Consider the following 25,985-nt stretch of genomic DNA (forward strand, 5'->3'; position numbering starts at 1 on the left):
CATAAAACTTGCAAAGAAACACTTCATTGCCAATGAGCCTAGATAAGCTAAAGCACCAGTTATAGTTTGTCTGTATCTGCTATAACGCGCGACCACATTTATCTTCATAGCAGATGATGCGCTCAATTAAAATCACTCCATCCCTAATAAAAAATATCAAAAAATAAGACCAGTTTTTACATACTCTGACCCTATTTATTCTTGTTGTGAAATCTTTTGCGCTGCACTATTCTTGAGCCCAAGTTTGATTTTTTATTGTCGATTGGGTGATTTCCAAAACTTTATTTGGAATTGTTCAGCAAGCAGATTGAGGTACTTCGGCAGCGAAGTGCTTCAATGCAACAGCAGGAGAGAAGCTATGCAAGCACAAGGTTTATACGATCCAAGTAATGAAAAAGATGCCTGCGGTGTCGGTTTCATTGCGCATATCAAGGGTAAGAAGACGCATGCCATCGTTGAACAAGGCTTGCTGATTCTGAAAAATCTCGACCATCGGGGTGCGGTCGGTGCTGATGCCTTAATGGGTGACGGTGCGGGTGTCTTGATTCAGATTCCAGATCAGTACTATCGCGAAGAGATGGCGAAGCAGGGCGTGGAATTGCCGCCGCCTGGTGAATATGGCGTGGGCATGATCTTTTTGCCTAAGGAACATGCTTCTCGTTTGGCTTGCGAACAAGAGATCGAACGCGCAGTGCGCGCTGAAGGTCAGGTTGTTCTCGGTTGGCGCGATGTGCCAGTGGATACCGAAATGCCGATGTCGCCAACTGTGCGCGAAAAAGAGCCGGTGATACGCCAGATCTTCATCGGTCGCGGTCCTGACATCATGGTCACCGATGCTTTGGAACGTAAGCTCTACGTGATCCGTAAATCGGCTGTGCATGCGATCGAGGCTTTGCACCTCTTGCATGGTAAAGAATATTTTGTACCGTCGATGTCGGCGCGTACTATCGTCTATAAAGGCTTGCTGCTCGCTGATCAAGTCGGCGTGTACTACAAAGATTTGCAAGACGAGCGTTGCGTCTCCGCTTTGGCTCTGGTGCATCAGCGTTTCTCAACCAATACGTTCCCAGAATGGCCATTGGCTCACCCTTACCGCATGATTGCGCACAATGGTGAGATCAATACCGTCAAAGGCAACTTCAACTGGATGCGTGCACGTGAAGGCGTGATGAAGTCGGCAGTGCTCGGTGACGATTTGCAAAAACTCTACCCACTGATTTTTGAAGGCCAATCCGATACGGCAAGTTTCGATAATGCACTCGAACTCTTGGTGATGGCAGGTTACCCGATAGCGCAAGCGATGATGATGATGATTCCAGAAGCTTGGGAAAATCATACGATGATGGACGATAACCGTCGTGCTTTCTACGAATACCATGCCGCGATGATGGAGCCATGGGATGGTCCAGCGGCGATGGCATTTACCGATGGTCGTCAAATCGGCGGTACTTTGGATCGTAACGGTTTGCGTCCAGCGCGTTACATCATCACTGACGACGACTTAGTTGTGATGGCATCTGAATCTGGCGTTTTGCCAATTCCAGAAGCACGCATCATCAAGAAATGGCGTCTGCAACCAGGCAAGATGTTTTTGATCGACTTGGAAGCAGGTCGCATCATCGACGATAAAGAAATCAAAGATACTTATTCCAATGCGAAACCATACAAGCAGTGGATTAATTCCGTGCGTATCAAACTCAATTCACTCAAAGGTGAAGAAGACAATACGCCAGAAACGGCTTCCTTATTAGATAGGCAGCAGGCTTTCGGTTACACCCAAGAAGACATCAAATTCTTGATGGAACCGATGGCTGTTAGCGGTGAAGAAGCGATCGGCTCCATGGGTAACGACTCCTCCTTAGCGGTGATGTCGAATAAACTCAAGCCACTATATAACTACTTCAAGCAATTATTCGCGCAGGTAACGAATCCACCGATCGATCCGATTCGCGAAGCGATGGTCATGTCGCTGGTGTCTTTCATCGGACCAAAACCGAATTTGCTCGACACGAATAACATCAATCCACCGATGCGTTTGGAAGTGTCACAGCCTGTTTTGGATTTCGCCGATATCGCCAAATTGCGCAACATCAGCGCCAACACTGGCGGCAAATTTAAGTCTTACGAACTCGATATTTGCTACCCGGTCGCATGGGGCAAAGATGGTATCGAAGCACGCTTGGCGTCTATCTGTGCTGAAGTCGTCGATGCGGTGAAATCCGGTCACAACATCATGATCATCACCGATCGCAAGATGGATGCGAACTTTGTGGCGATCCCGGCCTTGTTGGCTACCTCAACCGTGCATCAACATTTAGTCAGCAAGGGTTTGCGTACGACAACTGGTTTGGTAGTCGAAACTGGTTCTGCACGTGAAACACATCACTTCGCTTTGTTGGCAGGCTATGGTGCTGAAGCCGTCCATCCTTACTTAGCGATGCAGACACTCGCGGATATGGCGATCAAGTTGAAGGATGTCGATGCAGAAAAAGCCATCTACAACTACACCAAAGCTATCGGCAAAGGCTTGCATAAAGTCATGTCGAAAATGGGTATCTCGACTTACATGTCTTACTGCGGCGCACAGATTTTTGAAGCCGTTGGTTTGAATAAGTCTTTGGTCGACAAATACTTCAAAGGCACAGCGTCGAACGTAGAAGGTATAGGCGTTTTTGAAGTCGCAGAAGAAGCCTTGCGCTTGCATACAGCCGCGTTCGGCAATGATCCAGTTTTGGCCAATTCACTCGATGCGGGTGGCGAATATGCCTTCCGTATTCGTGGTGAAGACCACATGTGGACGCCTGATTCGATTGCGAAACTCCAGCATTCAACACGTTCAAACAATTTTAATTCCTACAAAGAATACGCACAGATCATCAACGACCAATCTAAACGTCACATGACTCTGCGTGGTTTGTTTGAGTTCAAGATTGATGCAAGTAAAGCGATTCCTCTTGACCAAGTTGAGCCAGCCAAAGAGATCGTCAAACGCTTTGCAACTGGCGCGATGTCCATGGGTTCTATCAGTACCGAAGCGCATGCGACTTTGGCGATTGCGATGAACCGTATTGGTGGTAAATCGAACACTGGTGAAGGTGGCGAAGATCCAGCGCGTTACACACAAGAGTTGAAAGGCATCCCGATCAAGCAGGGTGCAACCATGGCCTCCGTGATTGGCGCTGAAAATGTCGAAGTCGATATTCCTTTGCAAGACGGCGATTCCCTGCGTTCACGTATTAAACAAGTCGCGTCCGGTCGTTTTGGTGTGACAGCGGAATACTTAAGCTCTGCGGATCAGATTCAGATCAAGATGGCACAAGGCGCAAAGCCAGGTGAAGGTGGTCAGTTACCAGGTCATAAGGTGTCGGATTACATCGCAAAATTGCGTTTCTCTGTGCCAGGCGTGGGCTTGATTTCTCCACCACCACATCATGATATTTACTCCATCGAAGATTTGGCGCAATTGATTCATGACTTGAAAAACGTCAATCCACGTGCTTCGATTTCTGTGAAATTGGTGTCCGAAGTTGGTGTCGGTACGATTGCTGCTGGTGTGACCAAGGCGAAGTCCGATCACATCGTGATCGCAGGTCATGACGGCGGCACAGGTGCCTCACCTTTGTCATCCGTCAAACATGCAGGTACACCGTGGGAACTCGGTTTGTCCGAGACTCAGCAAACATTGGTCTTGAACGGTTTGCGTGGTCGTGTTCGTGTACAAGCTGATGGTCAAATGAAAACAGGTCGCGACGTGGTAATCGCTGCGATGTTGGGTGCCGATGAAATTGGCTTTGCAACAGCACCGTTGGTAGTCGAAGGCTGCATCATGATGCGTAAGTGTCATTTGAATACATGCCCAGTCGGCGTCGCGACCCAAGATCCAGAATTGCGTAAAAAGTTTTCTGGTAAGCCTGAGTATGTCGTGAACTATTTCTTCTTCGTCGCAGAAGAAGCACGTCAAATCATGGCGCAACTCGGTATCCGTACTTATGACGAATTGATCGGCCGTGTGGATCTCTTAGATAAATCCAAAGCGATCACGCACTGGAAAGCCAAGGGCTTGGATTTCAGCCGCATCTTCCATCAAGTGGAGGCAAGCGAAGAAGTTGCGATTCGCCATGTTGAAGAACAAGATCACGGTCTGGATAAGGCCTTGGACAACAAGTTAATCGCACAAGCGAAATTGGCGTTGGAAACAGGCGAGAAAGTGTCCTTCATCCAGCCTATCAAAAACTTGAACCGTACAGTCGGTGCGATGTTGTCCGGTGAAGTGGCGAAGCGTTACGGCCACGCTGGTTTGCCAGACGATACTATCCATATCCAATTGCAAGGTACAGCTGGTCAATCCGCAGGTGCATTCCTAGCGCGCGGTGTGACTTTGGATTTGGTCGGTGAAGGTAATGATTACGTCGGTAAAGGTCTGTCCGGTGGTCGCATCATCATTCGTCCAAACACAGAATTCCGTGGCTGGGCAGTCGATAACATCATCTGCGGTAACACAGTTTTGTACGGCGCGATCGCAGGTGAAGCCTTTATCAATGGTGTAGCAGGTGAACGTTTTGCGGTACGTAACTCAGGTGCTTTGGCAGTCATCGAAGGTACTGGTGACCATGGCTGCGAATACATGACGGGCGGCACGGTAGTCGTGCTCGGAGCAACTGGCCGTAACTTCGCAGCTGGCATGTCTGGCGGTATCGCTTACGTCTACGATCCGGATGGTGAGTTTGCGCCTAAGTGCAATATGTCTATGGTGAGTTTGGAATCTGTCTTAGCGGGTGATGAGCAAGAAAAAACCATTCCGAAATCACAGTGGCACGCCAAGACACGCGGCGCTGAGCCAGAGACGGACGAAGCGATTTTGCGTAACGCAATTGAACGTCATTTCAAACACACAGGCAGCACACGTTCACGCAACTTGCTGGACGACTGGGCACGCAGCCGCGCCAAGTTCGTCAAAGTATTCCCGCACGAATACAAACGTGCTTTGGGTGAGATGTATGCGGCGAAAGAGGCTGAAGTGAAATTGGAAAAAGCGGCTTAAGGATCGAGGTTCGATAAAGCCCCCTCTCCCGCAGGCGGGAGAGGGTTGGGGTGAGGGTGATTCAGGTTAGCGAAATCAATGTTTCAGGATGATTGGTTCGAATTTGAGAACTCATAATCTAACGGAATTTCTCGCTTATCGACCTCCCTCATCCCCGACCCAGCATATGGAATTCGCCGCCAGCGGGAGATGGAAGCAAGAATCGTTGAGTTGACAAAGTTAAAACACGCGCATTGCGCCTAGCTAGATTGAGGTTTTATCATGGGAAAAGTAACAGGTTTTATGGAATACCAGCGCTTGCAAGAAGCGAGCGAAGCGCCTAAGGCGCGTTTGAAGCATTACAAAGAATTTTTGATGCATCTGGACGATGGCCAAGCCAAAATCCAAGCAGCACGTTGCATGGACTGCGGCATTCCGTTTTGTAATAACGGCTGCCCAGTCAACAACATCATCCCTGACTGGAATGATCTGACCTACAACGGCAATTACCAACAAGCCTTGGAAGTGCTGCATTCAACGAATAACTTTCCAGAATTCACAGGAAGAATTTGCCCAGCACCTTGCGAATCAGCCTGCACACTCGGCATCAACGAACTGCCAGTCGGCATTAAATCGATAGAGCATTTCATCATCGATAAGGGTTGGGAAAACGGTTGGGTCACACCACAAATTCCTGCGCAAAAAACAGGTAAAAAAGTCGCCATCGTTGGCTCAGGTCCAGCAGGTCTAGCGGCAGCACAGCAATTGGCACGCGCTGGTCATGATGTGACCGTCTTCGAAAAAAATGATCGCGTCGGTGGCTTGCTTCGTTACGGTATTCCTGATTTTAAAATGGAAAAATCCCACATCGACCGTCGTGTTGAACAAATGCAGGCAGAAGGCGTGACTTTCCGTACCAGCGTTCTGGTTGGTAAAGATTTCCCAGCTACGATTACCAACTGGGCGAAAGAAACCGTCTCCGCAGATGACTTGAAAAAAGATTTTGATGCCGTGATCGTCGCAGGTGGTGCCGAAGTACCACGTGATTTGCCTGTTCCAGGTCGCGAACTCAAAGGTGTACATTTTGCGATGGACTTTTTACCATTGCAAAATAAAGTGAATGCAGGAGACAAGATCAAAGACCAATTGTCCGCTAGCGGCAAGCACGTCGTGGTCATAGGTGGTGGCGATACCGGTTCCGATTGCGTCGGCACCTCCAATCGTCACGGCGCAAAATCAGTCGCTCAATTCGAATTGATGCCACAACCACCAGAAACAGAAAATAAACCATTAGTCTGGCCTTACTGGCCAACCAAATTGCGCACATCTTCTTCACACGAAGAAGGCTGTGATCGCGATTGGGCAGTGGCGACAAAACGCTTAGAAGGTAAGGGCGGCAAAGTAGAAAAACTGATCGCCTGCCGTGTCGAATGGAAAGACGGCAAGATGTCCGAAGTGCCCGATTCTGAATTCGAAATGAAAGCCGACTTGGTACTATTAGCAATGGGCTTCGTTTCACCAGTCGCCCAAGTCTTAGACGCCTTCGGTGTCGACAAAGACGCACGCGGTAATGCCCGTGCGACGACCGATGGCGAAGGTTGTTATAAAACCAATGTAGAAAAAGTCTATGCAGCGGGTGATATGCGCCGTGGCCAATCGCTGGTCGTATGGGCAATCCGCGAAGGCCGTCAATGCGCGCGTGAAGTGGATATGTTCTTGATGGGAGAGTCCGTTTTGCCACGTTGAGAGTTTTGAAAATGAATTCAAGTAGTCACTAGTTTATTGAGTAGCACCATGTTGTTTAAGGTTTCCCTCCAATCTATCTTTTATCGGATGTGTTGGAGGGTTTTTTTATGGGTGAGACGTTCATCACGTCTATTGTTTATTTTGATCAAAGTAGATAATTCGCGCTCGATCTTGCATCGCTAAAGGTGAATTGATCATTTTTTGATACTGTGGTATTGATGGAGATCAAGTTTTTTGTCTGCAAGTTGGTATCCACTCAATCTTTACAATAATTAACAATTTATATGCCACAAATTCAGCATTTTGTTTCCATGTGGAAAATCCAATGATTATAATAAATCCCAAATTTATTTCAGTCAGCACATTTTAATTTCGTCGGGAGAATGCAATTGTCATTCAATATCTTTGGTCCAGGTAAGCAGATTATGCGCAGCTTGCGCATGCCGGCGAAGTTTTCAATTATTGTTGTCACGCTGCTGATTCCTTTGATGATGCTCTTGTATCTGTATGTGAGTAGAGCCAATGCGGAAATTGAATTCGCCGAGGATGAAGCTACTGGCGTCTATTTTCACCAGCACGTCAATCCTTTAATGGACGCGGTCTTGCAGCATCGCGGGCAAGTTTTGTTGCGATTAATAGAAGTCGAGGATAAAGCTCTCACAAATGAAGCTGTATCTGCGATCGACAAAGCTTTTGACGATTTAGAGAAAATATTGGCTGAGCGTGACCCATTCCAGCTAAAACCTATTCTTAGCAATGCGAAAGCTGCGTGGTTAGACGCGGAGAAAACGACTTATACAGAAACAGCGCAAATTACTGCTAAATACACCAAGGTGAATGATGCGTTGATGGAAATCCGCAGGCAGATTTCCGAGCAATCTAGTCTCGCTTTGGATCCGGATGTTGATAGTTACTATTTAATGGTTGCTGCTACGGAGAAGTTGCCAGCGATGACTTCGAACTTAGCGCCATTGCGTGGTTTAGTTGCTTATGTCGCTGCCAAACCCGATCAGGCAGATGCAACCAGAACACGTATCGCTGCATTTATGGCATTGATCAAGCGTGATACGGCAGAGGCAAAGGATGCTTTAGCCAGGGTAGGAAAAGTCAACCCAGATGCGCTCAAGGGCATCGACCAACAAGTATTTGATCGCACCGACGATTACCTGAAGTTGATCCAAAACACCATCATGAGTGCAGAGGTCAGTGGCCAAGCGAAAGCAATCTATACAGCTGGTAGTGACGTGATTTATGCAAATGAGGCGTTAACCGAAAAGATTTTAAAGGCGCTGGGTGTGGCTTTGGAACTGCGTATTGACAGCCTGACGCGTCACCGCAATTTGATGCTAATCGGTGTGGTTTTTGCTTTGGTTGTCGCGATGTATGCGCTTTATACTTTTTATCTAACTTCGATGAGTGGCTTTAAAAGTATGTCTAAGCGAGTGAATATGCTTGGCGAAGGTGATTTAACAACCTCAAATGCTGCTGTTGGAAATGATGAAATCTCTGAATCGATCAACATCTTTAGGGTGAGCGTCCATGCGCTTTCAAAGATCGTAGCTGGTGTGCGTGAATCAGCGGAATCGATCAGTTTGGCAACGACGGAAATCGCTGCGGGCAACAATGATCTGGCAGAACGTGGCGCACGGATTGCTGGCACGGTGCAGCACACAGCTGAAAACATGGATTCACTCGCAGCCAAAGTCACCCATAATTTGGAGAATGCGAAACAAGCGGATCAACTTGCATTGTCGGCATTTCAGGTTGCGACTAGAGGCGGTGTTATTGTTTCTAATGCAGTAGAAACAATGGAAAAAATCACGATCTCTTCACGTAAGATTGGTGATATTACCGAAGTGATTAATGGTATCGCTTTTCAGACCAATATCTTGGCATTGAACGCTGCGGTTGAGGCAGCACGCGCTGGCGAGCAGGGACGAGGGTTTGCTGTAGTCGCATCTGAAGTGCGCAGCCTGGCGCAACGCAGCGCCAGTGCGGCAAAAGAAATTGGTGATTTGATTCGAGATTCGATACAAGATATTGAATCTGGTGCTCGCTATGTTAACGATGCTGGCAATACGATGAAAGAGATTGTGAATTCGGTACAAAATGTTACTGAAATCATGGATCAAATTACCAAGGGCTCAAACGAGCAATCACATGAAATCAATCAAATGGCGGAAGCAGTACGTGAGGTCGACGCCAGTACACAACAAAATGCCGCGATGGTCGAAGAGATTTCTGCCGCAGTGATGTCATTAGAGGAGCGTGCGAATTTCCTTGCTGAATCCGTCAAAACTTTTAGAATTGACGCGATGCCAGCGACGAAGTTGATTGCGTACTAGCTTTGATAGGTTCGATTTAATACATTGTCCTCGTTAAAGAATAATCCAATGGCGTGCAGTACGTTCATTGGATTATTTTTTTATGTGGGCTAGATGTTGAAAGCGCGAGCGGATAAAAGGTGGTGAAACCTAAGTTTCACGAGCAAATGACCAGGGACTTTTTACGACTTCTGAGCGTACTACACAGCGAAGCAGGAGAGTGAAATGAAGAATGAAAATTGAATGCAATGAATTTGCAATTCATACTTGACACGCTTCATAGAAGGGCGGGGGCAAAGTTGTTTAAGGATGCCCTCCAATGTATTCATTCGTGAATGTATTGGAGGTTTTTTTTATGGGCGATTCATTTTTCAACTAATACGCTGATGAATCAAAAGTGCGTTGGATGTAAGGATTCAAGAACTAGTCCGACCAATCGGCAGTGCGCTTAGTCCTTCCCACTTGAAAACACAATGAGGTGACAAAGGCGCATTGATCTAATCCTTAACTAGAGACCTCGACTACTCAATGAGACCGATATGACCAACTTCCTCAAGAAAATCCTTTCCGCTTTCGCGCTTTTCTTCGTTTTTTCAAATGCGTATGCCCTAGATAAAGAGCCGTTCACACAAGCGCGTTTTGATGCACTGCAAGCCTCTGGCGCTGTCGTGTTGATTGATATCTATGCGCCTTGGTGCCCAACTTGCAAGCAACAGCAAAAAGTATTCGAGCAATTCCGCGCGGCGAATCCTGACAAAAAATTCACCATCTTAGAAGTCGACTATGACAAGCATAAAGACGTCGTGCGTCAATTCCGAGCGCCACGTCAGTCCACTTTGTTACTGTATCGCGGCAACAAGCAACACTGGTTCGCGGTTGCAGAAACGCGTGTTGAAGTGATTTCTGCTGAGATCATCAAAGCCATCGACTACAACTACAATTAAAGTTATGCCACTCGAATTTGCTTCCGTCACCATCGCCCTTGTAGCAGGTGTGCTCAGTGTCTTATCGCCTTGTGTTTGGCCCTTGGTCCCGATCGTGATGACGTCCGCGAGTGGTCAAAGTCGCCTAGGTCCAATTTACTTGGCGTTTGGTTTGAGTTTGTCATTCGCCATCGCAGGTGCCTTCTTATCGTTTATCTTGCTCAATTTGGGCTTGAACCCGGATGCCTTCCGTTCCGTCGCCGCAGTATTGATGGTATTGGTGGGCTTGATTTTGGTGGTCAAACCCTTAGCCGATTGGATCAACCAACATTTGTCCATGCTCAGTAGCCGCTTCGATATTGGCAGTGGTTCAAATAGTCTTGGACAGTTTGGCGTCGGTTTGCTGCTAGGCTTAGTGTGGCTGCCTTGCGTTGGTCCCACCTTGGGCGCGGCAATCGCTGTGGCATCGATAGGTCAAGACATGGGCATGGCATTTCTAGTGATGTTCGCCTTTGGTATCGGCACGGCTTCTGCATTATTGCTGGCAGCGTTTGTGTCAGGGCAGGTGCTAAAGCGAGTACGCCCCGGCTTATTCAGCCGTGTTGCAAGTGCAAAAATGGTGTTGGGCTATCTACTCATTGTGCTCGGCGGCATGATACTTGTGGGTTTAGATAAGACCTTAGAGATTTATGCTAATCAGATATTGCCTGATTGGGCGATATCGCTTTGATGTGATTTGGTTTGAAAATCGGAATTGAGATGGGGATGGCTGTTGATGCTATCTCCATTTTTTTGTGATCGGCTAGGATGAATTGGAAATTCTTCATGCTGAAAAGATACTGTGCATTTCTTTGTTTATCACGTCCGGCTAAATGTTTATTTCACGGACATGAAAAACGCTGCTTTGTATTGAACTAGCCTGAGGCGATTTTTTCAAGCTCAAATTTGGTTTGTTCAAGCCATGCAATCAGTATCTTTTTTCGATTTGGGTAAAACCAGTTTTTAGTGAGTATAAATAATTTAACCCAAGCCCCATGTGGGCTTGAAGAGACTTGAAACAAATTGCATGTATTTTGGCAATCAGGTATCTTTTCATTTTGTTAAATTAAATCACGTTAGAGCAAAATTGGAATTCGGAAATAGATTATGGACCAGACATCAAATAAGCGAAGAATTCCGTCGGCTGCAATGCTGGCGAATCTAATTGCAAAGCACAATAATAAATGTGCGATGTGCGCCATTTCTGGAGAGAAAATCCGTTTAGAACTGGCTTCGATTGCGCCGCTTCATCAAGTTGGTAGCATGGCGGAAGAAAATTTCCTTCTGCTATGCCCAAATTGTCATCGATATATGGACATGGGTCCAAAAGAGATTGAGTTTGTAAACTTCCTTTATCAGGTTCTTAAGGAAACGAACCCTAATCAAAATATTCAACTTGAAGTAATAATTGGAGAATCGCAAAGGGCGAGAGCAGACATTCTCATAGAAAACAGTCTGAAAGAGAAGATCCTTATTGAGTGTAAATCCAATAGAGCAATCACAAAAAGCCACAGCTCTAAAATAGTCGAACAGATTTTGGAGTACGGCAAGCTTGTAGGCGAATGTAAAAAAGTCCTAGCCATACCTGGTAGATTGCCGCACGAGATAAAGCAAAATTTAGAATCTCACGACATAGAGGTGTGGGACGCAGACTATCTCATTAAGAATTTCAAAGCGGGAATACAAAAGGCTGATAGTCGCTACTTTAAAATGCTTCTAACTGCTATTGCTGGGGAACAAGAAGGTAGTAGAGCGCGGGATTTGCTTGGCAAGTTAAAGACATGTATTCCGGGTCGTAAAGATTGCTACTTATATCAGAGCCTCATTGGCGAAATCATAGAAGAATTATTTTGTCCTCCTCTTGAAAAGCCGATTCAAGAAGTTAACGATTTTACCAAGTCAAACCGAAGAGATTTCATTGTCCCGAATTATGCAACGGATGGGTTTTGGTCATTTTTGCGCGAAAAGTACTCTGGTGACTATGTTGTGGTAGATGCCAAAAATTACTCTAGAAAAGTGAAAAAGAGTGATGTCCTTCAAATCGCGAATTACCTAAAGCCTCATGGAGCAGGTTTGTTTGGCATCATCTTTTCTAGAAATGGCGGTGATACCGCTGGTTGCTTGCACACCATTCGAGAACAATGGATGGTGCATCAAAAATTGATTCTTGTACTTGATGATACTGATGTAGAAAATATGCTTTTATCATCTGGCGGTGCTGAAGATTTAATCGGAGCAAAAATTGAAGAATTTAGGCTATCCATGTAAATGCTCTAACAAGCAGCTCCACTAGGACAAATTTTCTGCTGCGCTCCAAATTTATCGTTGAGCTCGGCGTTTGCCATCACTGAAAGGGAACTTCGTCATGGAACCACCCGTTTGGGCAGCGACCATCGTTGCTGGAAGTGCCGCCTTTGGCTGGTTCGTCACTCATTGGCTGACTTTGCAACGGGAGGAGAGTCGACGCAGGCTTGAAGCACAACTAAATTTCATAGAGCGGCAAATCGAAGAGCTCTATGGGCCGCTCGCTGCAGTACTCTTTGAAGGGCGGAGAACGTTTCGCGATCTCCTTGATAGTCTCGGTCGAGACTACGTGTTCCCTGAAAACGGAAAGCTGCCTGAAGGCGAACTTCGCACGTGGCTGTTTTGGGCAGAGGCTGATTTCCTCCCCAGAAACGAATACATAAAGACATTGCTTATGACCAAAGCTCACCTCATTCAAGGAGGGGAATTTCCAGAAAGCTACCTTGCGTTCTTGGATCATTGCAATTCTTGGGCTGTCAACCATCGCAGATGGAGGGAACAGCAGATCAAGTACAGCTGGCATTCCAAGTTCGATTGGCCGGATGCCTTCGAGACGCAAGTCATCGCGACGTTTCGAGCACTGAAGTTGCGCCACTCCGAGTTGATCGGCGAGCTAACAGCGAGTATCCGACCGCCAGCAGCGTGATGGCTAACCAGCCATGTAGGGCGAGTGCAATCACTAAACACATTGAATCGACGGCGCGGGTTGCACTCGCCCTTCAAGACTGCATCTAATTAGACTTGCTTGATGCATCTTTTGTCGATTTGGGTAAAACTAATTTTTTTGGGGTTAAACAGTTTGCCCCGCGTCCCATGTGGGTTTGACGAGAGTTTAAACAAATTGCTTTATTTTTGATGTCCGGCTATCTTTTTAATTTGTCAAATTAACCCACGTTAGGCCTCCCATGCAACTTGCGTCCGAGATCATCACAAGATCACATTTACTGGAGCCGAACTGCTTTTCGTTCTTTGATCAAAATGATGTTGGTTTGAAGATAGTTATCACATCCTCTACGACCTTTATATTGACGCTCGACACCGAACGCTTTGCGCGACTTGGCTCGGTGGATCCACTGTTTGACACCCATGTTTCAGCATCGAGCTTTTTGGTGGCGTTGTGCATAGCCTCAATTGGACTGTTTACCTGGAAAAATGGCCCGACATTTCATCCAATGTACACAGTGACAGGCAAAGGCGGCATAAAATTATCCGAAGAAGTCGTGCTCTCCCAAGAGTCCGATGGTCCGACTTATGAAGAACTAAGACCCCTAACAGAGCAAGATGTCGAACGTTGCTTGCTTGTATATGGGGCGCTCATGCGCGAAAAGCAGCAGGTATGGCGAATGGAGTACCTCAAAGGATTACTTCATTGTACAGCTGCCCATATGGACATCGACTTCTATAGAGACGCGTTCATGAATTTCTATCGGTGCTCGGAGTTCTTCGCAACAAGAAGGGTACTCGGTCTCAAGCGGCTGACCAATGAAGTAAAACAAATCCGCCAAGCACTGGTTGCCGTTGGCGCTGACGCTGAACTCTCTGAAGTTTTTACATCAGTTTATGCAATACGCTCCGCACAGGCGGCACATGCACAGAACGAGCCTCAGGCACTAACCTTTGATGACGTTCTAAAAGCAAAGACATTTGCCGATTTGCTAATGGCCAAGACTTACGCAAAGGACGCACATGCTTGGCGCGAGGCGAGGCAGGGATAACCATTCGCTAAACTGGACCGATTGCGGCATGTTAGCTCAAACTTTTGTCTGCAAAATCCCATGCCAATAATCCACTGGACAGAAAAGCTCAACCAGGTAGGGCAGGTGCAACCCGCGCGGTATTTCGGTCGATTAACTTCAGATATTTGGTAGGCGGCGCGGGTTGCACCCGCCGTACAAAACAGCATCTCTATCCCACGCTTTCTTCGCTTCAGAATCTGGAAGTCGGATGCAAAGCTGAGCGAACGAAGTTAGGTTCAAACATTCACAAACTCAACTCAACGACAATCAAACCAAGAGCTTTGCAGCCGCACCTGCCGCGACTCTTCCTTCATCTGTCGGGACTAGATAGATCTCGACAGCACTGCTGCTGAGATGCAGGGCGGCGATCTTGCTGCCGTTTTCGCTACGGTTTTTTTCCTCATCGATTTGCACGCCCAAGTAGTCAAGTCGCTTGCACACGTCCTCACGCAATTGACTATCGTGCTCGCCAATGCCGCCAGTGAAAGCAAGTACATCGATGCCGCTTATCGTGGCGATCATGGCGCCAATTTCGCGTACTACGCGATAAGTAAATAGGCGTATCGCCAAAGCGGCGTCAGGCGCATCGCTTTGACGTAGTGAGCGCATATCCGCCGAGACATTAGACACACCGAGTAAGCCACTTTGTGAATACAGAAGGCGTTGAACGTCTTGCTGAGTCCATCCTTGCGCTAGTAAGTGCAATATCACACCCGGATCAATCGAGCCGCTGCGGGTGCCCATCATCAATCCATCTAGGGCAGAAAATCCCATACTGGTGGCCTGACTTTTGCCCGCCAGCGCGGCGCATAGGCTTGCACCGTTTCCTAAATGCGCCATCACCGTGCGGCCATTAGCGCGCTGTGAATGACGCTGCAATGCCTCCATCACATACTGATACGATAAGCCATGAAAGCCATAGCGGCGCACGCCTTCTTGTGACAGCGATTTTGGAAGTGCAAACAGATATTCTTCCTCAGGCACATCCGCATGAAACGCGGTATCAAAGCAAGCCACTTGAGGTACATCAGGAAAAGTCTGCGCAAACATCTCAATGCCTGCAAGATTGTGCGGTTGATGTAAGGGCGCTAGTGGACAAAGGCTACGCAATTGTTCGAGACGCGTTTCATCGACGATGATGGCTTCACGAAAAAAGCTGCCACCATGCACCACGCGATGGGCGATTCCCAAGATTTTGACGCCTTGTGTTTTTTCCTCGAACAGGCTTTGTAATGCGTGCAGTGCGGTTTGAAACCGTATCGAGGTGCTGGCGTCTTTTGGTACGTTTAAGGCAAAGCGGGCGGTCTCTTCGTCCTTGCGCCAAGTTAAGAAGACCTCGCCCCCGGTTTGCAGTCCTTCTACCATGCCAGAAATTAGTGCCGATTCTATCTGCTTCGCATGAATCGGATAGAGCGCGAATTTGATACTCGATGATCCAGCGTTAATCGTTAAAATCGACACGTTGACTCCTGTATTTAAGCACACCGTTAAGAAAATAAAAAAATCAGGGATTAAGGCTGTACCAAGCGATGATGATGCGCGACCAGTTTTGCTAACAGGGCAGACGCAATTCGCACATGCGCACCATCGGCGCGGCTGGTTAATGCAATCGGTAACTTGGCACCTAAGACGATGCCGGATGCCGTTGCGCCAGCGAGGTATTCCAATTGCTTGCTGAGCATATTTCCTGATTCGAGATCTGGCACTACCAAAATATCGGCATCACCTGCCACCGAGGATACGATGTGTTTGATGTGTGCAGAGTGGTTCGAGATCGCATTGTCAAACGCCAAAGGTCCGTCCACGATGCCACCCAAAATTTGACCGCGTTGCGCCATCTTGCACAGCGCCGCTGCGTCGATGGTGGAGGGGATATTCGGATTAATGGTTTCGACTGCAGATAGGATTGCCACTTTCGGTGTCTCAACGCCCATCATTTTTACGAAGTTGATCGCATTTTGGATGATGTCGGTTTTGTCGTTGAGCGATGGGGCGATGTTTAAAGCGGCATCTGTGATGTAGAGTGGTTTGTAATAAGTTGGAACCTCAAATCGGAAAATATGCGACATGCGTCGATTGGTGCGCAAGGCGGGTGTCGAGACGATGGCGTGAATTAATTCGTCAGTGTGCAAACTGCCTTTCATGAGCGCTTCAATGTCTTTATTGACTGCCAATTCTGCTGCTCGCGCTGCGGCTGCGTGGCTATGTGGAACTGAATCGATGGTGATGCCTTGCAGATCGATGCCTGCCATTTCGGCGATTTCTCGTATCTTCATTTCTGGTCCGATCAGGATAGGATCAATCAAACCATACTGTGCTGCTTCTATCGCACCTTTCAGGGATTCGACATCACAAGGATGGACGATGCCGCAGCGAACCGCGCTCATGTCACTGCCCAATTTGATCAGTGATTTGAGATGCGCTTGTGGATCGAATAATTGGATTTGTGGCGCGTGAATGCGTGGCCGGCTAACCTTTTGCGTGGGTGCTAATACTCTTGCTAAGCCGTGCAAAACACTCACGCCTTTTTGATTGGAAACATCACATTCGAGATCAACGCGCTTTTTCTCATCATCTTTGGCAGTGACGGTAACGGTGACAGTCAGGGTGTCGCCGACTCGCACTGGCTTGGTGAAATGTAGTGCCTGCTCAAGATAAATCGTACCTGGCCCTGGGAATACTGTGCCAAGTAAGGCAGAGATCAATGAGCCGCCCCACATGCCATGCGCGATCACACCATGAAACAAAGTGGCGTCCGCATAGGTCGGATCCAGATGCGCTGGATTCGTATCGCCGGATACCGCAGCAAAGGCGCGGATGTCATCTAGTGTCAATGTTCGCACTGTGCGTGCGGATTGACCTAGTGTGATTTCATCATACGTTACGTTTTCTATCGATTCTTGCAAAGTGCTAGTCATCATGGTCGTACCCCTTGTTGTCACGGTTTGTTTGAAGATCTTGAATGTCGCTTTTCTTAAAAGGCGGAGGATTTCCTACATCTTTTGCTTTTACTACTTCTTTGTTGAACCAACAGTAATTCACCTTTAAGCCTGTCAACTCTAGATGCCAGATCAAGTCCCTCTACTGTCTAGGCTAATATTCTTGACAGTTTTGGTTTGGTACTCCCTTCTCCCGCAAGCGGGAGAAGGGTCGGGGATGAGGGAATGTCAGATTAGATCAACGATATTTAGAAAATCTAAACCACGCCTTCTCCTCACCACTTAGTCGTATGAAACGGCAATGCAGCTTCTGAACTACCCTCACCCTAGCCCTCTCCCGCTCGCGGGAGAGGGGACATTAACGCCTACCACCTATCGGTTTTTTTTCAAGTCCGGCATGACGCTTAGGTCAATTTCTGTCTCTCAAAATGTAGTCACATTATTGAAATCGGCTATAAAAAAAATTGTGGATAAACCTCAGTAGTAAAGAGGGCGCGTTTTAATCCGCATATCGCTTCATCACATACTCCCCCGGTGCATCCATCAGATCCTGATCGGGTGCGATGGCTTTGGAGCTAATCTGTCCTTGCGAATGCGTACTTAACCACTGATGCATGGCGTTCCACCAAGAGCCTTCTTGGGTCGGTGTGCTTGTGCTCCAAGCATTCGGCTCTATCCACCGATGTCCCGCTTCCACGCTGGCGATTTGATAGCTACGTTTTGGATGCCCGGGCTCCGAAATAATCCCCGCGTTGTGACCACCAGAGGCCAAGATGAAGGTGGTCGCGGTGTTGGTCAGCAGGTGAATTTTGTATACCGAGTGCCAAGGCGAGACGTGATCTTTGGTGGTGCCGACGACCAAGAGTGGCGCTTGAATATCCATTAATGCAATCGCTTTACCATTCACCCGAAAATGGCCGTGTGCCAAATCGTTGTTGAGAAATAGTGATTGCAAATACTCCGCATGCATACGTTCAGGAAGGCGCGTGACATCGGCGTTCCAGCTCATCATGTCATTGCCAACGTCACTTTGTCCGAGCAAGTAACGGCGGGTGTTTTTTGACCATAGCAAATCTCTTGCATGCAGAAATTGAAATGACGCCGCCATTTGTTTGCCTGTGAGATAGCCCGTTCTCGCCATCGACTCACGCAAATTCTTGATCTGATCCGCATCGATGTAGACACCGAGTTCGCCAGGCTCACTAAAATCGGTTTGTGCTGCTAGCAGGGTGACGCTTGCCAACTTAGGTGCTTGTAGCATTTCTGGGCGTGCCGACTTGATATCTGGATTCGCCAACGCAGCGGCTGCCATTGCCAAGAATGTGCCGCCTAGGCAATAGCCAAGTGCGTGTATCTGATCGGATTTAGCTGCCGTTTTTACCGCAATCATGGCATCGATGACACCCGAGTTGAGATAGTCATCAATGCCTAGCTTGCGATCCGTTTCATCGGGATTCTTCCACGAGATCATAAACACAGTGTGGCCTTGATTAACCAGAAAGGCCACCATCGAATTCTCTGGCGATAAATCCAAAATGTAATACTTCATGATGCAAGACGGCACGATCAAAATCGGTTCTTTGTACACTTTTGGCGTGGTCGGCGTGTATTGAATCAGTTCGATAAGATGATTGCGAAAAACAATTTTTCCTTTTGTCGTGGCGACATCTTGCCCCACTTTAAAGTCGAGCTCGGCGATCTCATCTGGTGTAGTGCGCGCATGTTTGGCATGCAGCTGCATCGCGTCGGCGGTAAAGCTGCGCCAGCCTTCTAGTAAGCTCAGCCCCTGCGACTCTAGACCTTTCTTGTGGACTTCTGGATTCGTCAACAGCCAGTTAGATGGCGAGAATGCATCGTAAGTTTGACGGTTGAAAAAGTGAATTAAATGCGCATTGTGCTTGTTCACACCATCGACTTTAGCAAGATCCGTCAAGAGAGATTCGCCCGCTTTGAAACTGTTTTTGATCGTATTGAATGGCCATTGATTCCAACTGTCATCGCTAAAGCGCAAGTCGTGATCCACCGGTTTTTTCGGTAGCGCATCTGGAGCGCTGTTTGGTGCTGACAAGTCTGTTGGGGTCAGCAGTGATGTTGCCGACGTCATCGCTTGTTTGAATAGCTTGTACTGTCGCCCAGGTGACGCGGCTAAATGTAGCGCCCAGTCGGCGTAAGCTAAGGACAAGGCGATAGGCGAGACACCAGCTGTGATTTTGCGGATCTGTTCGTGGATAGTGGCATCGAGGATGTCGCCAATATCCGCTGGTGTTGCTGTTGCCACCGTTTCTGCAACGACGGTAGCAGTATCAGGTGCAGTTGCGGTTGGCGTCTTGCCAGCAGCAGCGACTTGCTTTGTTGCATTGGTTCTTGTCGTGGTTTTCATCAGATCACCTTTCTTAGGCCACCGCGTGGCAGCCAGCATCTACGTAGATGGTTTGCCCGGTCATGCCAGATGCTGCATCGCTTAACAGAAAGCTTGATAGCTGAGCGATTTCATCGAGGGTGACTAAACGTCCCAAGGGCGCTTTGTCTTTTGCATGCTGCATCAATGCATCAAACTCCTCAATGCCAGACGCGGCGCGTGTCAAAATCGGGCCTGGTGAGACGGCATGAACGCGGATGTTCTTCGGGCCTAAGTCGAGAGCCATATATCGCACCATCGATTCCAGTGCCGCTTTCACTGGCCCCATCAAACCGTAGTGAGGAACAGCAGCAACCGCACCGACATAACTCATGGTCACGAAGCTGCCGCCATTGGGCATGTGCGGAACGCACAATTTCGCCATCTCAGCAAACGAGTGACAGGACACTTCGATGGCACGCGCAAAACCACCAATGGAGCTATTGATGACCGAGCCATGTAAGTCAGCCAATGGTGCCCACGCAATCGAGTGCACGACAAAATCAAGATGACCGAGGTGGGCAACTGCCTGGTCTACCAAGTTCTGCAATTCACCTTCTTTTTCTATGTCACAGGTAAACAGCGGCACACCTAATTCGCGGGTCAGTGGCTCGACATAAGTGACCGCTTTTTGGTTGAGACAAGAGGTGACGATTTGTGCCCCTTGCGCATGTGCTGCCCGCGCGCAACCGTAGGCAATACTATGTTCGTTCGCCAGCCCGAGGATTAAGCCTTTTTTGCCTGCTAAGCCTAGATTGTTCAGTGTTGTATTTAGTGTCGTGCTCAGTGTCGTATTCATTTGTTGTGTTTCTTCCTGGCGTGATGGTGTTCTGCAAATTGAGACCGAAGTTGGCGCAGGCGTTCTAACAATGCTTCATCCATGACGCGCACAGACTCGACGGCACCTGCATACACAGTTCCCTGATTACCATCGACGGTGATGACATCACCCTCATGAAATTCTTGATCGCCAAAATAGAGCGTGCGGGTAGCTTCGTCGATGTGTAATTGATCGCAGCCGACTAGACAGATTTTGCCTAGTTGCCTAGCGACCACTGCTGCATGTGAAGTTCTGGCGCCACGTTGTGTCAACAGCCCCTCTGCCAGATCGAGCGCGGCGATATCGTTGGTTTCTGCATCTTGACGTACCAGAATAATTGGTACGCCAGCACTGTGTCGATTCGCTGCACGCTCACCATCTAGTGCGATTTCACCAGTGGCGATCCCAGGGCAGGCAGGTGCGCCGTGAGCTAGGACGCCGCTCTCCGCTTGGGTTGCTGCATTCGACACGAGTTGCACCACACTCAATTGGGATTCGTCGAGATGAGCGGTACGTTCGTGTGCGGTGTCGAGATCGATGATTTTTTGATCGAATAAATCTAGTGCGATGCGGGCGGTCGCCAAAGCAGAGCGCTTTCCTGAACGGGTTTGTAGAATATGCAGCACGCCATCTTGCACCGTAAATTCGAAATCTTGCATGTCGCTAAACGCATGCTCCAAAGCCTGCGTTGCGCTTTGTAATTGTTCCCATGCTTCAGGTGCGATCGCGGCTAAGACTTGATGACCGTGTGCATTGCGACGTCCTGAAACGACATCTTCGCCTTGCGCGTTGGCTAAAAAATCTATCCACAGTTCCGCTTCACCATTGGTCGGATTGCGTGTAAAACCAACGCCTGCACCTGAGTGTCCACCCGTGTTGCCAAACACCATACTTTGTATCGTCACCGCTGTGCCAATCGTGTCATCGATCTGATTTAAGCGGCGATATTCTTGCGCTTTCTCCGCATGCCATGAGTTAAACACGGCACGTACCGCGCCACTCAATTGCTCGTTGACGTTTTGTGGAAAAGGTTTGCCGACTGCGCTTTGATAGAGTGCCAAATACTGTTTGCTCAGCGCACGCAATTGCTCAAAGTCGAGCTCTCGCTCATCTTGTCCCTGACACAAATCTTGCAAGGCATTTTCAAACACGGAGGCTGAAATCCCCGCAACGACTTCACCATAGCTGGCGATTAAGCGACGATAGGCATCCCACACCAGTCGTGGATTGCCACTTTGTCGAAGTAAGCCTGGCAAGGTGTCATCGCACAGGCCGATGTTGAGTAGGGTTTCCATCATGCCAGGCATGGAGACCGGCGCACCCGAGCGCACCGATACGATCAAGGGGTTGCGCGTATCACCAAAGGTCTGCGCTGTGGCTTGCTGCAGGCTTGGTAAGCCCAAGGCGAATAAAGGCAATATGCATTCTTCAGGACTCTGCGTGTAGTGCGTGCCTATCACCAAAGCGGGCGGAATCGGTAATCCTATCTGTGCCATTCTCAGCAGGTTATAGGCTTTCGAGCCCATGTGATTGCGATCTGCCTTATGTTGGTGAGACGCATTGTCTGTCGCAACCAGATAAAAATGCTTAGGCCAAAACGAGTTTGATTTCATCACTTCACTCCTGTTTTCGTTAATACCAATTGACGTAAGGCATAGCCAGCTGCGAGCAGATGGTCGGACGCCTTCTCTAAGGCATTCACTAACTCATTTGCAATCATTAAGGACGCTGCCGATGCATGTAAATGGCGGATGATCTCGACTCGCGCCTGCCGTGACAGATCATCGCAAATGCGTTCCGCTCTTAACATGCGCCAGATGGTTTGTAGGAACTGATCGCTATCCAGATCATTCGCGTTGTCACTCAGATGGCGGGCAATCTCAATCGCTTTGATTTGATCTTGGATCGCTGCCAAGGTGGTATTAGCCAATTGACGTGCGTAGTCCAACACTGGTGCAGGTAGACCGGTTAAAGGCGGTACTAAACTGAGCGAATACGTGAACATCGCTTCTTCCAAGGCGTCGGCGATATCGTCTGCTTTGTCGAGAATGCCTAGCACTGGTCCCCAACGTTCTTGGCGCTCGGCTCTAACGCGTGCTTCCATTAACTGATGGTCAGCTTGACGTTCCCATTTCTTGGCACGATTCACTTGCTGCTGCATTTGTTCGAGTGGAATGCGATTTCCAGCATCAAAGGTATCGCATAGCGAAAACGCTAAGGCATGACAATAAGCGGCGTGCTCTGCTAATAAATCAAATTCAAAAGTGCGGTTGCGCAATATGCGCGCTAATAAAATTCTGGCTTCGTCGGCGATGAGTGCCTGCGGCTGCTTTTGTTGCAGCATGACGCTGGCCATACGCAATAGCTCTGCCAGATAGTTAGACGCGGCGCTTTCGCCCAACACATCGTCTAGGCGATCACCGACACGAAAGGCTTCATTGTCGACATCCTGCATCGCCTTATAGATCAACTGTTCTCCACCTGCCATCAACCAGCCCATGTGCCCGAATTGTTCTTTCGCCGCATGGCGCAGTAATTCTTGTACCTGCGATTTGGCGATGAACTTTTCTAAGCGTTTGCGGGCGCGATTCCAATCAATCACAAAGACGATTTGCGCCGCCAAGGCTTCGAGTCCAGCGAGTAGGACTTCACGGTCGCCGTTCAGCGTTGCATTGCCTAAGTGGTAGGGTTTGCCAGCGTTTAAACCATCTGAGGTTTTGGGCTCAAACACATGCCATGAAAACCCGATGTCTTCGAGTAACTGTTTGAAAAAGTTAAATCGACCCTTGTGCAAATCGGAGTAAGTGAGCTGTATGGATTCTGGTAACACTTCAATCACCAACACATGCACATCATTGGTGCCGATATCATTTTGTATCAGCAGTCGATCGCCATCACGTGTGACGGCGGTGTCTAAACCGGGATGCGAGAATTTCAAAGGCGCAGTGCGATGAAGACCACGCATAAAGGCTTTGATATAGGTCTGATCGGCAGAATCGATTTGCCAGACATGCGCGCCATCGATGGTTTCTGTTGCGATCTCGCTGGATAAGCTATTGAGCTCTTTGTGCAGATCCATCACAAAAAGATGAAAGCTATCACCGGCTTTTCTATCCCCATGCGTCAACGAGCGCAAAAATGCAGAGCTTATTCCCTCGGATTCGGCATTTTGTTTTATTTGGTTCAACCAATACTCGCGACGCTCAAGCAAAGTATTCAATTGTTCCGACGACTCATCACACATTGGTCGTGCCATGACATTGATGTCCTCAGACAGCGCCAACAGCAATTGTGGCTGCTCAGGGAACACGAGAGAATCATCATCGAAGTAGGCTGACTTCACGACGCCCTGCAACCACTTTTCCTCATGCAAGCCGAGTTTGGCTAACTCCCGACTCCAATCCATATTTGGTGCTGAAGGGCTGTGCGCATGTTGCTCGGCGGACTGCAAAATACTGAGATATAGCTTCAATCGATCATTGGCCGCTAAAGCAGCTTTGATCCAGGTTGGCATCAGCAAAGACTTCTGACCAAGCGAAGCGACTACTTTGTCTTTCAACATCGGCATTCCCCTTAGAAACATGAAAGTAGGGGAAAGATAATTTGTTAATGTGTCAGGTAAATGACAACTCTACATGCGGCGAAGCTTCTTCAACTGAGTTTGAGGTGGATCAAACGTCGTGCGGTATCACCTGCGTTTACGATCCGGATGGTGAGTTTGCACCTAAGAGAAATATGTCTATGATTGGTCTGGAAACTGTGTTGTCGGAAGTTTCTTTATTCCATTAGTAATTGGGAAATTCGTATTTACTTCAAGGTGAAAAGCATTAAGATACTAGGTATATTTTGTAGATGACAAGGAATGACAATGCGGTTTAACAGACATAGCTTGAAGTGCGTGTGTTTAGGATTATTGCTTGCTGGTAGCGTGTGCGCACAAGAAATGACCAAAGTGACTGCACTGCAGCCCATTGACTCGCAAGAGGCCAAGAAACTCAAAACACCTTATGAATTTCGTATCGCTAGTTTTGCGCAAGACGAAGGATCGTATGGGAGTGGTGCCTTGGTATTATTGGTCAGCAACGATACCAACACGGCAGTGATCAATTTACAAGGCGTTCGTACTGAATTGAAGGCGATGCCCAGCGTTGTGACGCCAACGTGCGTGACGGGTGCGACACGCCAACAAATTTATGCCAAAGATCAATTACGCCTGACGGTCAAATTTACCTTGAAGGAGGGCGCTGAGGCTTGTTGGGCTGAGGGATTAGTATCTATCCGTACCGATAAACATACCAATCGCTATTTAGTCAAAGGGGTTAGTGGGCTGTAAAGGTAGCAAAGTTTGCTGTCATAAATAGGCAAGTAAACGCTCGCGAGTCCAGAGTTTATTGGCGTAGATTAGAGCGACTATGCCTGATGCAATGACACACAAGACATAACTTGCATTCATGGTGAAGATCGCTGCTTTTAATGGATTCACTTGCTGCAAATAGAAGTAGCTGGTGACAGCCGCTGCCATTACTAAGCAAGTCATAAACAAATAAAACAAGCTGCGTTCTGGCTTTTTACTTCCCCGAATTACTAGACCTATGCAGAATGCACTGACTAATTCGACGGCCAAGATGGCGATGCTCACCAAAGATGTGTATGTGGTGCGATGTAAAGTCGTCGGCATTTCAAAGAACATGGTCGCGCCATACAAGAGAACAAACAAGATCAATGCCCAGAATCCGTAGTAGGTCATACTGGATCTAAGTAAGTGATTGGCAATGCGACCTTGTTGAAAATTGTTTGGCAGTAGTATAAAACGCCAGTGCAGATCTTTTACCACAATGTATGAGCTGGAAAATGCAGCGAACGCGACTAAGAGAATCAAGTGAACTAAGGTCACCGATGCTTGCCATTCCACCAAAAAATTAGAGCTCAGCAAGAGAAACCAGACCAATCCCGCACTTCTAAATATTCTGTCTGATGTCGCTAGTGGATCATTCTTTTGCCTGACACGAAATGATCTCAGGTCGGTAAAACGATAATAGAAGTGGCGCAGCTTGCTGATGAAGCCTAGTTCCTTCAATTGTAAAAATAAGGATTTTCCCTTGTTTTCAGGCGGTTTTTCCCAGTACAGCAGTGCACCAAGAACTAGTATTGGCCATGTCAGCATTACAGGGAAATGCCACTCCCAAGATGCCTCGATCCATTGCGTAATTCCAGAATCTAAGACGACATAGACCAAGTACGGTGCGACTGCCAAGAGTAGCAAATAGCATCGCGTATTCAGATAGTTATTGAATGCCAAGGACAAAGAAAAACCTAAAGCTAAACTCAATGAGGCCATTGCCAGCAAGGCTGTCGTAGGGAATAAACTTTGATGGCTAAGCTCCAATATGCTGATCGCGAGAAACACGAGAATCAGGAGCAAGCTCGCACGCGTCAAAATGGCGCGCTGCCAGGCTTGCCACAAACGGCTAGGTGTTTGCGTGTGATGAAAAACCCGCGCGCCAGTTAGCAAAACCCGTCCCCATTTTAGGCCGCCTATCATCAAACTGAACAGGCATACTCCAGCAAAAATAGTTGCATAAAATGACCACTGCTTGTCATTTTGATTCAGCAATAATATGGCGTAAGCGGTGGCAAGTAAGATGAGGAATAAATTCACCAGATAGTTGGAGACGCTACGGGAATAAGTAAATGAGAATTTTGGCGTAGCTGAATTGGACATGATTTTTATCATCG

The 25,985-nt window shown here is 47.9% G+C and carries 16 protein-coding genes; 9 read left to right on the plus strand and 7 right to left on the minus strand.

What is annotated here, in order from left to right; translation table 11 throughout:
- Positions 1-358: 358 nt before the first annotated feature.
- The 8 genes from H8K52_RS04930 (at position 359) to H8K52_RS04965 (ending at position 14,071) form a co-directional block, all read left to right on the plus strand.
- The gene (locus H8K52_RS04930) at positions 359-5,041 is read left to right on the plus strand and encodes a glutamate synthase-related protein (protein WP_186921786.1); all 4,683 of its coding nucleotides are present in this window, start codon (positions 359-361) and stop codon (positions 5,039-5,041) included.
- A 261-nt stretch (positions 5,042-5,302) separates the two neighbouring features.
- Positions 5,303-6,766, plus strand: a complete 1,464-nt coding sequence (locus tag H8K52_RS04935) for a glutamate synthase subunit beta (protein ID WP_186921787.1) — start codon at positions 5,303-5,305, stop codon at positions 6,764-6,766.
- Between the two features lie 389 nt (positions 6,767-7,155).
- Positions 7,156-9,111 carry a methyl-accepting chemotaxis protein gene (locus H8K52_RS04940; RefSeq protein ID WP_186921788.1) on the plus strand — a complete coding sequence of 652 codons (1,956 nt, stop codon included), beginning with the start codon at positions 7,156-7,158 and terminating at the stop codon, positions 9,109-9,111.
- Positions 9,112-9,629: 518 nt separating this feature from the next.
- Positions 9,630-10,034, plus strand: a complete 405-nt coding sequence (locus tag H8K52_RS04945) for a thioredoxin family protein (RefSeq protein WP_186921789.1) — start codon at positions 9,630-9,632, stop codon at positions 10,032-10,034.
- A gap of 4 nt (positions 10,035-10,038) precedes the next feature.
- Positions 10,039-10,743 carry a cytochrome c biogenesis CcdA family protein gene (locus H8K52_RS04950; RefSeq protein WP_186921790.1) on the plus strand — a complete coding sequence of 235 codons (705 nt, stop codon included), beginning with the start codon at positions 10,039-10,041 and terminating at the stop codon, positions 10,741-10,743.
- 416 nt (positions 10,744-11,159) lie between these two features.
- Positions 11,160-12,320, plus strand: a complete 1,161-nt coding sequence (locus tag H8K52_RS04955; RefSeq protein ID WP_222613685.1) for an HNH endonuclease signature motif containing protein — start codon at positions 11,160-11,162, stop codon at positions 12,318-12,320.
- Between the two features lie 97 nt (positions 12,321-12,417).
- Positions 12,418-13,002: a hypothetical protein gene (locus tag H8K52_RS04960; protein ID WP_186921791.1), complete on the plus strand. Its 585-nt coding sequence runs from the start codon at positions 12,418-12,420 to the stop codon at positions 13,000-13,002.
- Between the two features lie 259 nt (positions 13,003-13,261).
- Positions 13,262-14,071 carry a hypothetical protein gene (locus tag H8K52_RS04965; RefSeq protein WP_186921792.1) on the plus strand — a complete coding sequence of 270 codons (810 nt, stop codon included), beginning with the start codon at positions 13,262-13,264 and terminating at the stop codon, positions 14,069-14,071.
- A 288-nt stretch (positions 14,072-14,359) separates the two neighbouring features.
- Here H8K52_RS04965 and H8K52_RS04970 read toward each other — a convergent pair whose 3' ends face one another.
- From H8K52_RS04970 to H8K52_RS04995, 6 genes are all read right to left on the minus strand, one after another.
- The gene (locus H8K52_RS04970; protein WP_186921793.1) at positions 14,360-15,553 is read right to left on the minus strand and encodes an acetate/propionate family kinase; all 1,194 of its coding nucleotides are present in this window, start codon (positions 15,551-15,553) and stop codon (positions 14,360-14,362) included.
- Positions 15,554-15,603: 50 nt separating this feature from the next.
- Entirely contained in the window at positions 15,604-17,013 is a 1,410-nt protein-coding gene (locus tag H8K52_RS04975; protein WP_186921794.1) for a bifunctional enoyl-CoA hydratase/phosphate acetyltransferase, read from the minus strand.
- Between the two features lie 517 nt (positions 17,014-17,530).
- Positions 17,531-19,411, minus strand: coding sequence for a PHA/PHB synthase family protein (locus H8K52_RS04980; RefSeq protein ID WP_186921795.1), 1,881 nt, complete (start codon positions 19,409-19,411; stop codon positions 17,531-17,533).
- Positions 19,412-19,424: 13 nt separating this feature from the next.
- The gene (fabI, locus tag H8K52_RS04985) at positions 19,425-20,228 is read right to left on the minus strand and encodes an enoyl-ACP reductase FabI (protein ID WP_186921796.1); all 804 of its coding nucleotides are present in this window, start codon (positions 20,226-20,228) and stop codon (positions 19,425-19,427) included.
- On the minus strand, positions 20,225-21,862 hold the full coding sequence (locus tag H8K52_RS04990; RefSeq protein ID WP_186921797.1) for a PEP/pyruvate-binding domain-containing protein: 1,638 nt from the start codon (positions 21,860-21,862) through the stop codon (positions 20,225-20,227). The genes fabI and H8K52_RS04990 overlap by 4 nt, the downstream gene beginning before the upstream one ends.
- A complete protein-coding gene (locus H8K52_RS04995; RefSeq protein ID WP_186921798.1) occupies positions 21,862-23,811 on the minus strand; it encodes a DUF47 family protein in 1,950 nt (649 codons plus the stop codon). Before H8K52_RS04995 ends, H8K52_RS04990 begins: the two co-directional genes overlap by 1 nt.
- A 306-nt stretch (positions 23,812-24,117) precedes the next feature.
- On the opposite strand from H8K52_RS04995, the gene H8K52_RS05000 reads away from it, so the two are divergent.
- Entirely contained in the window at positions 24,118-24,582 is a 465-nt protein-coding gene (locus tag H8K52_RS05000) for a hypothetical protein (RefSeq protein WP_186921799.1), read from the plus strand.
- 18 nt (positions 24,583-24,600) lie between these two features.
- On the opposite strand, the gene H8K52_RS05005 is transcribed toward H8K52_RS05000, so the two are convergent.
- Entirely contained in the window at positions 24,601-25,971 is a 1,371-nt protein-coding gene (locus H8K52_RS05005; RefSeq protein WP_186921800.1) for a hypothetical protein, read from the minus strand.
- Positions 25,972-25,985: the final 14 nt, after the last annotated feature.

The sequence above is a fragment of the Affinundibacterium seohonense genome (assembly GCF_014284305.1).
GTDB classification, from domain to species: domain Bacteria; phylum Pseudomonadota; class Gammaproteobacteria; order Burkholderiales; family Burkholderiaceae_D; genus Undibacterium; species Undibacterium seohonense.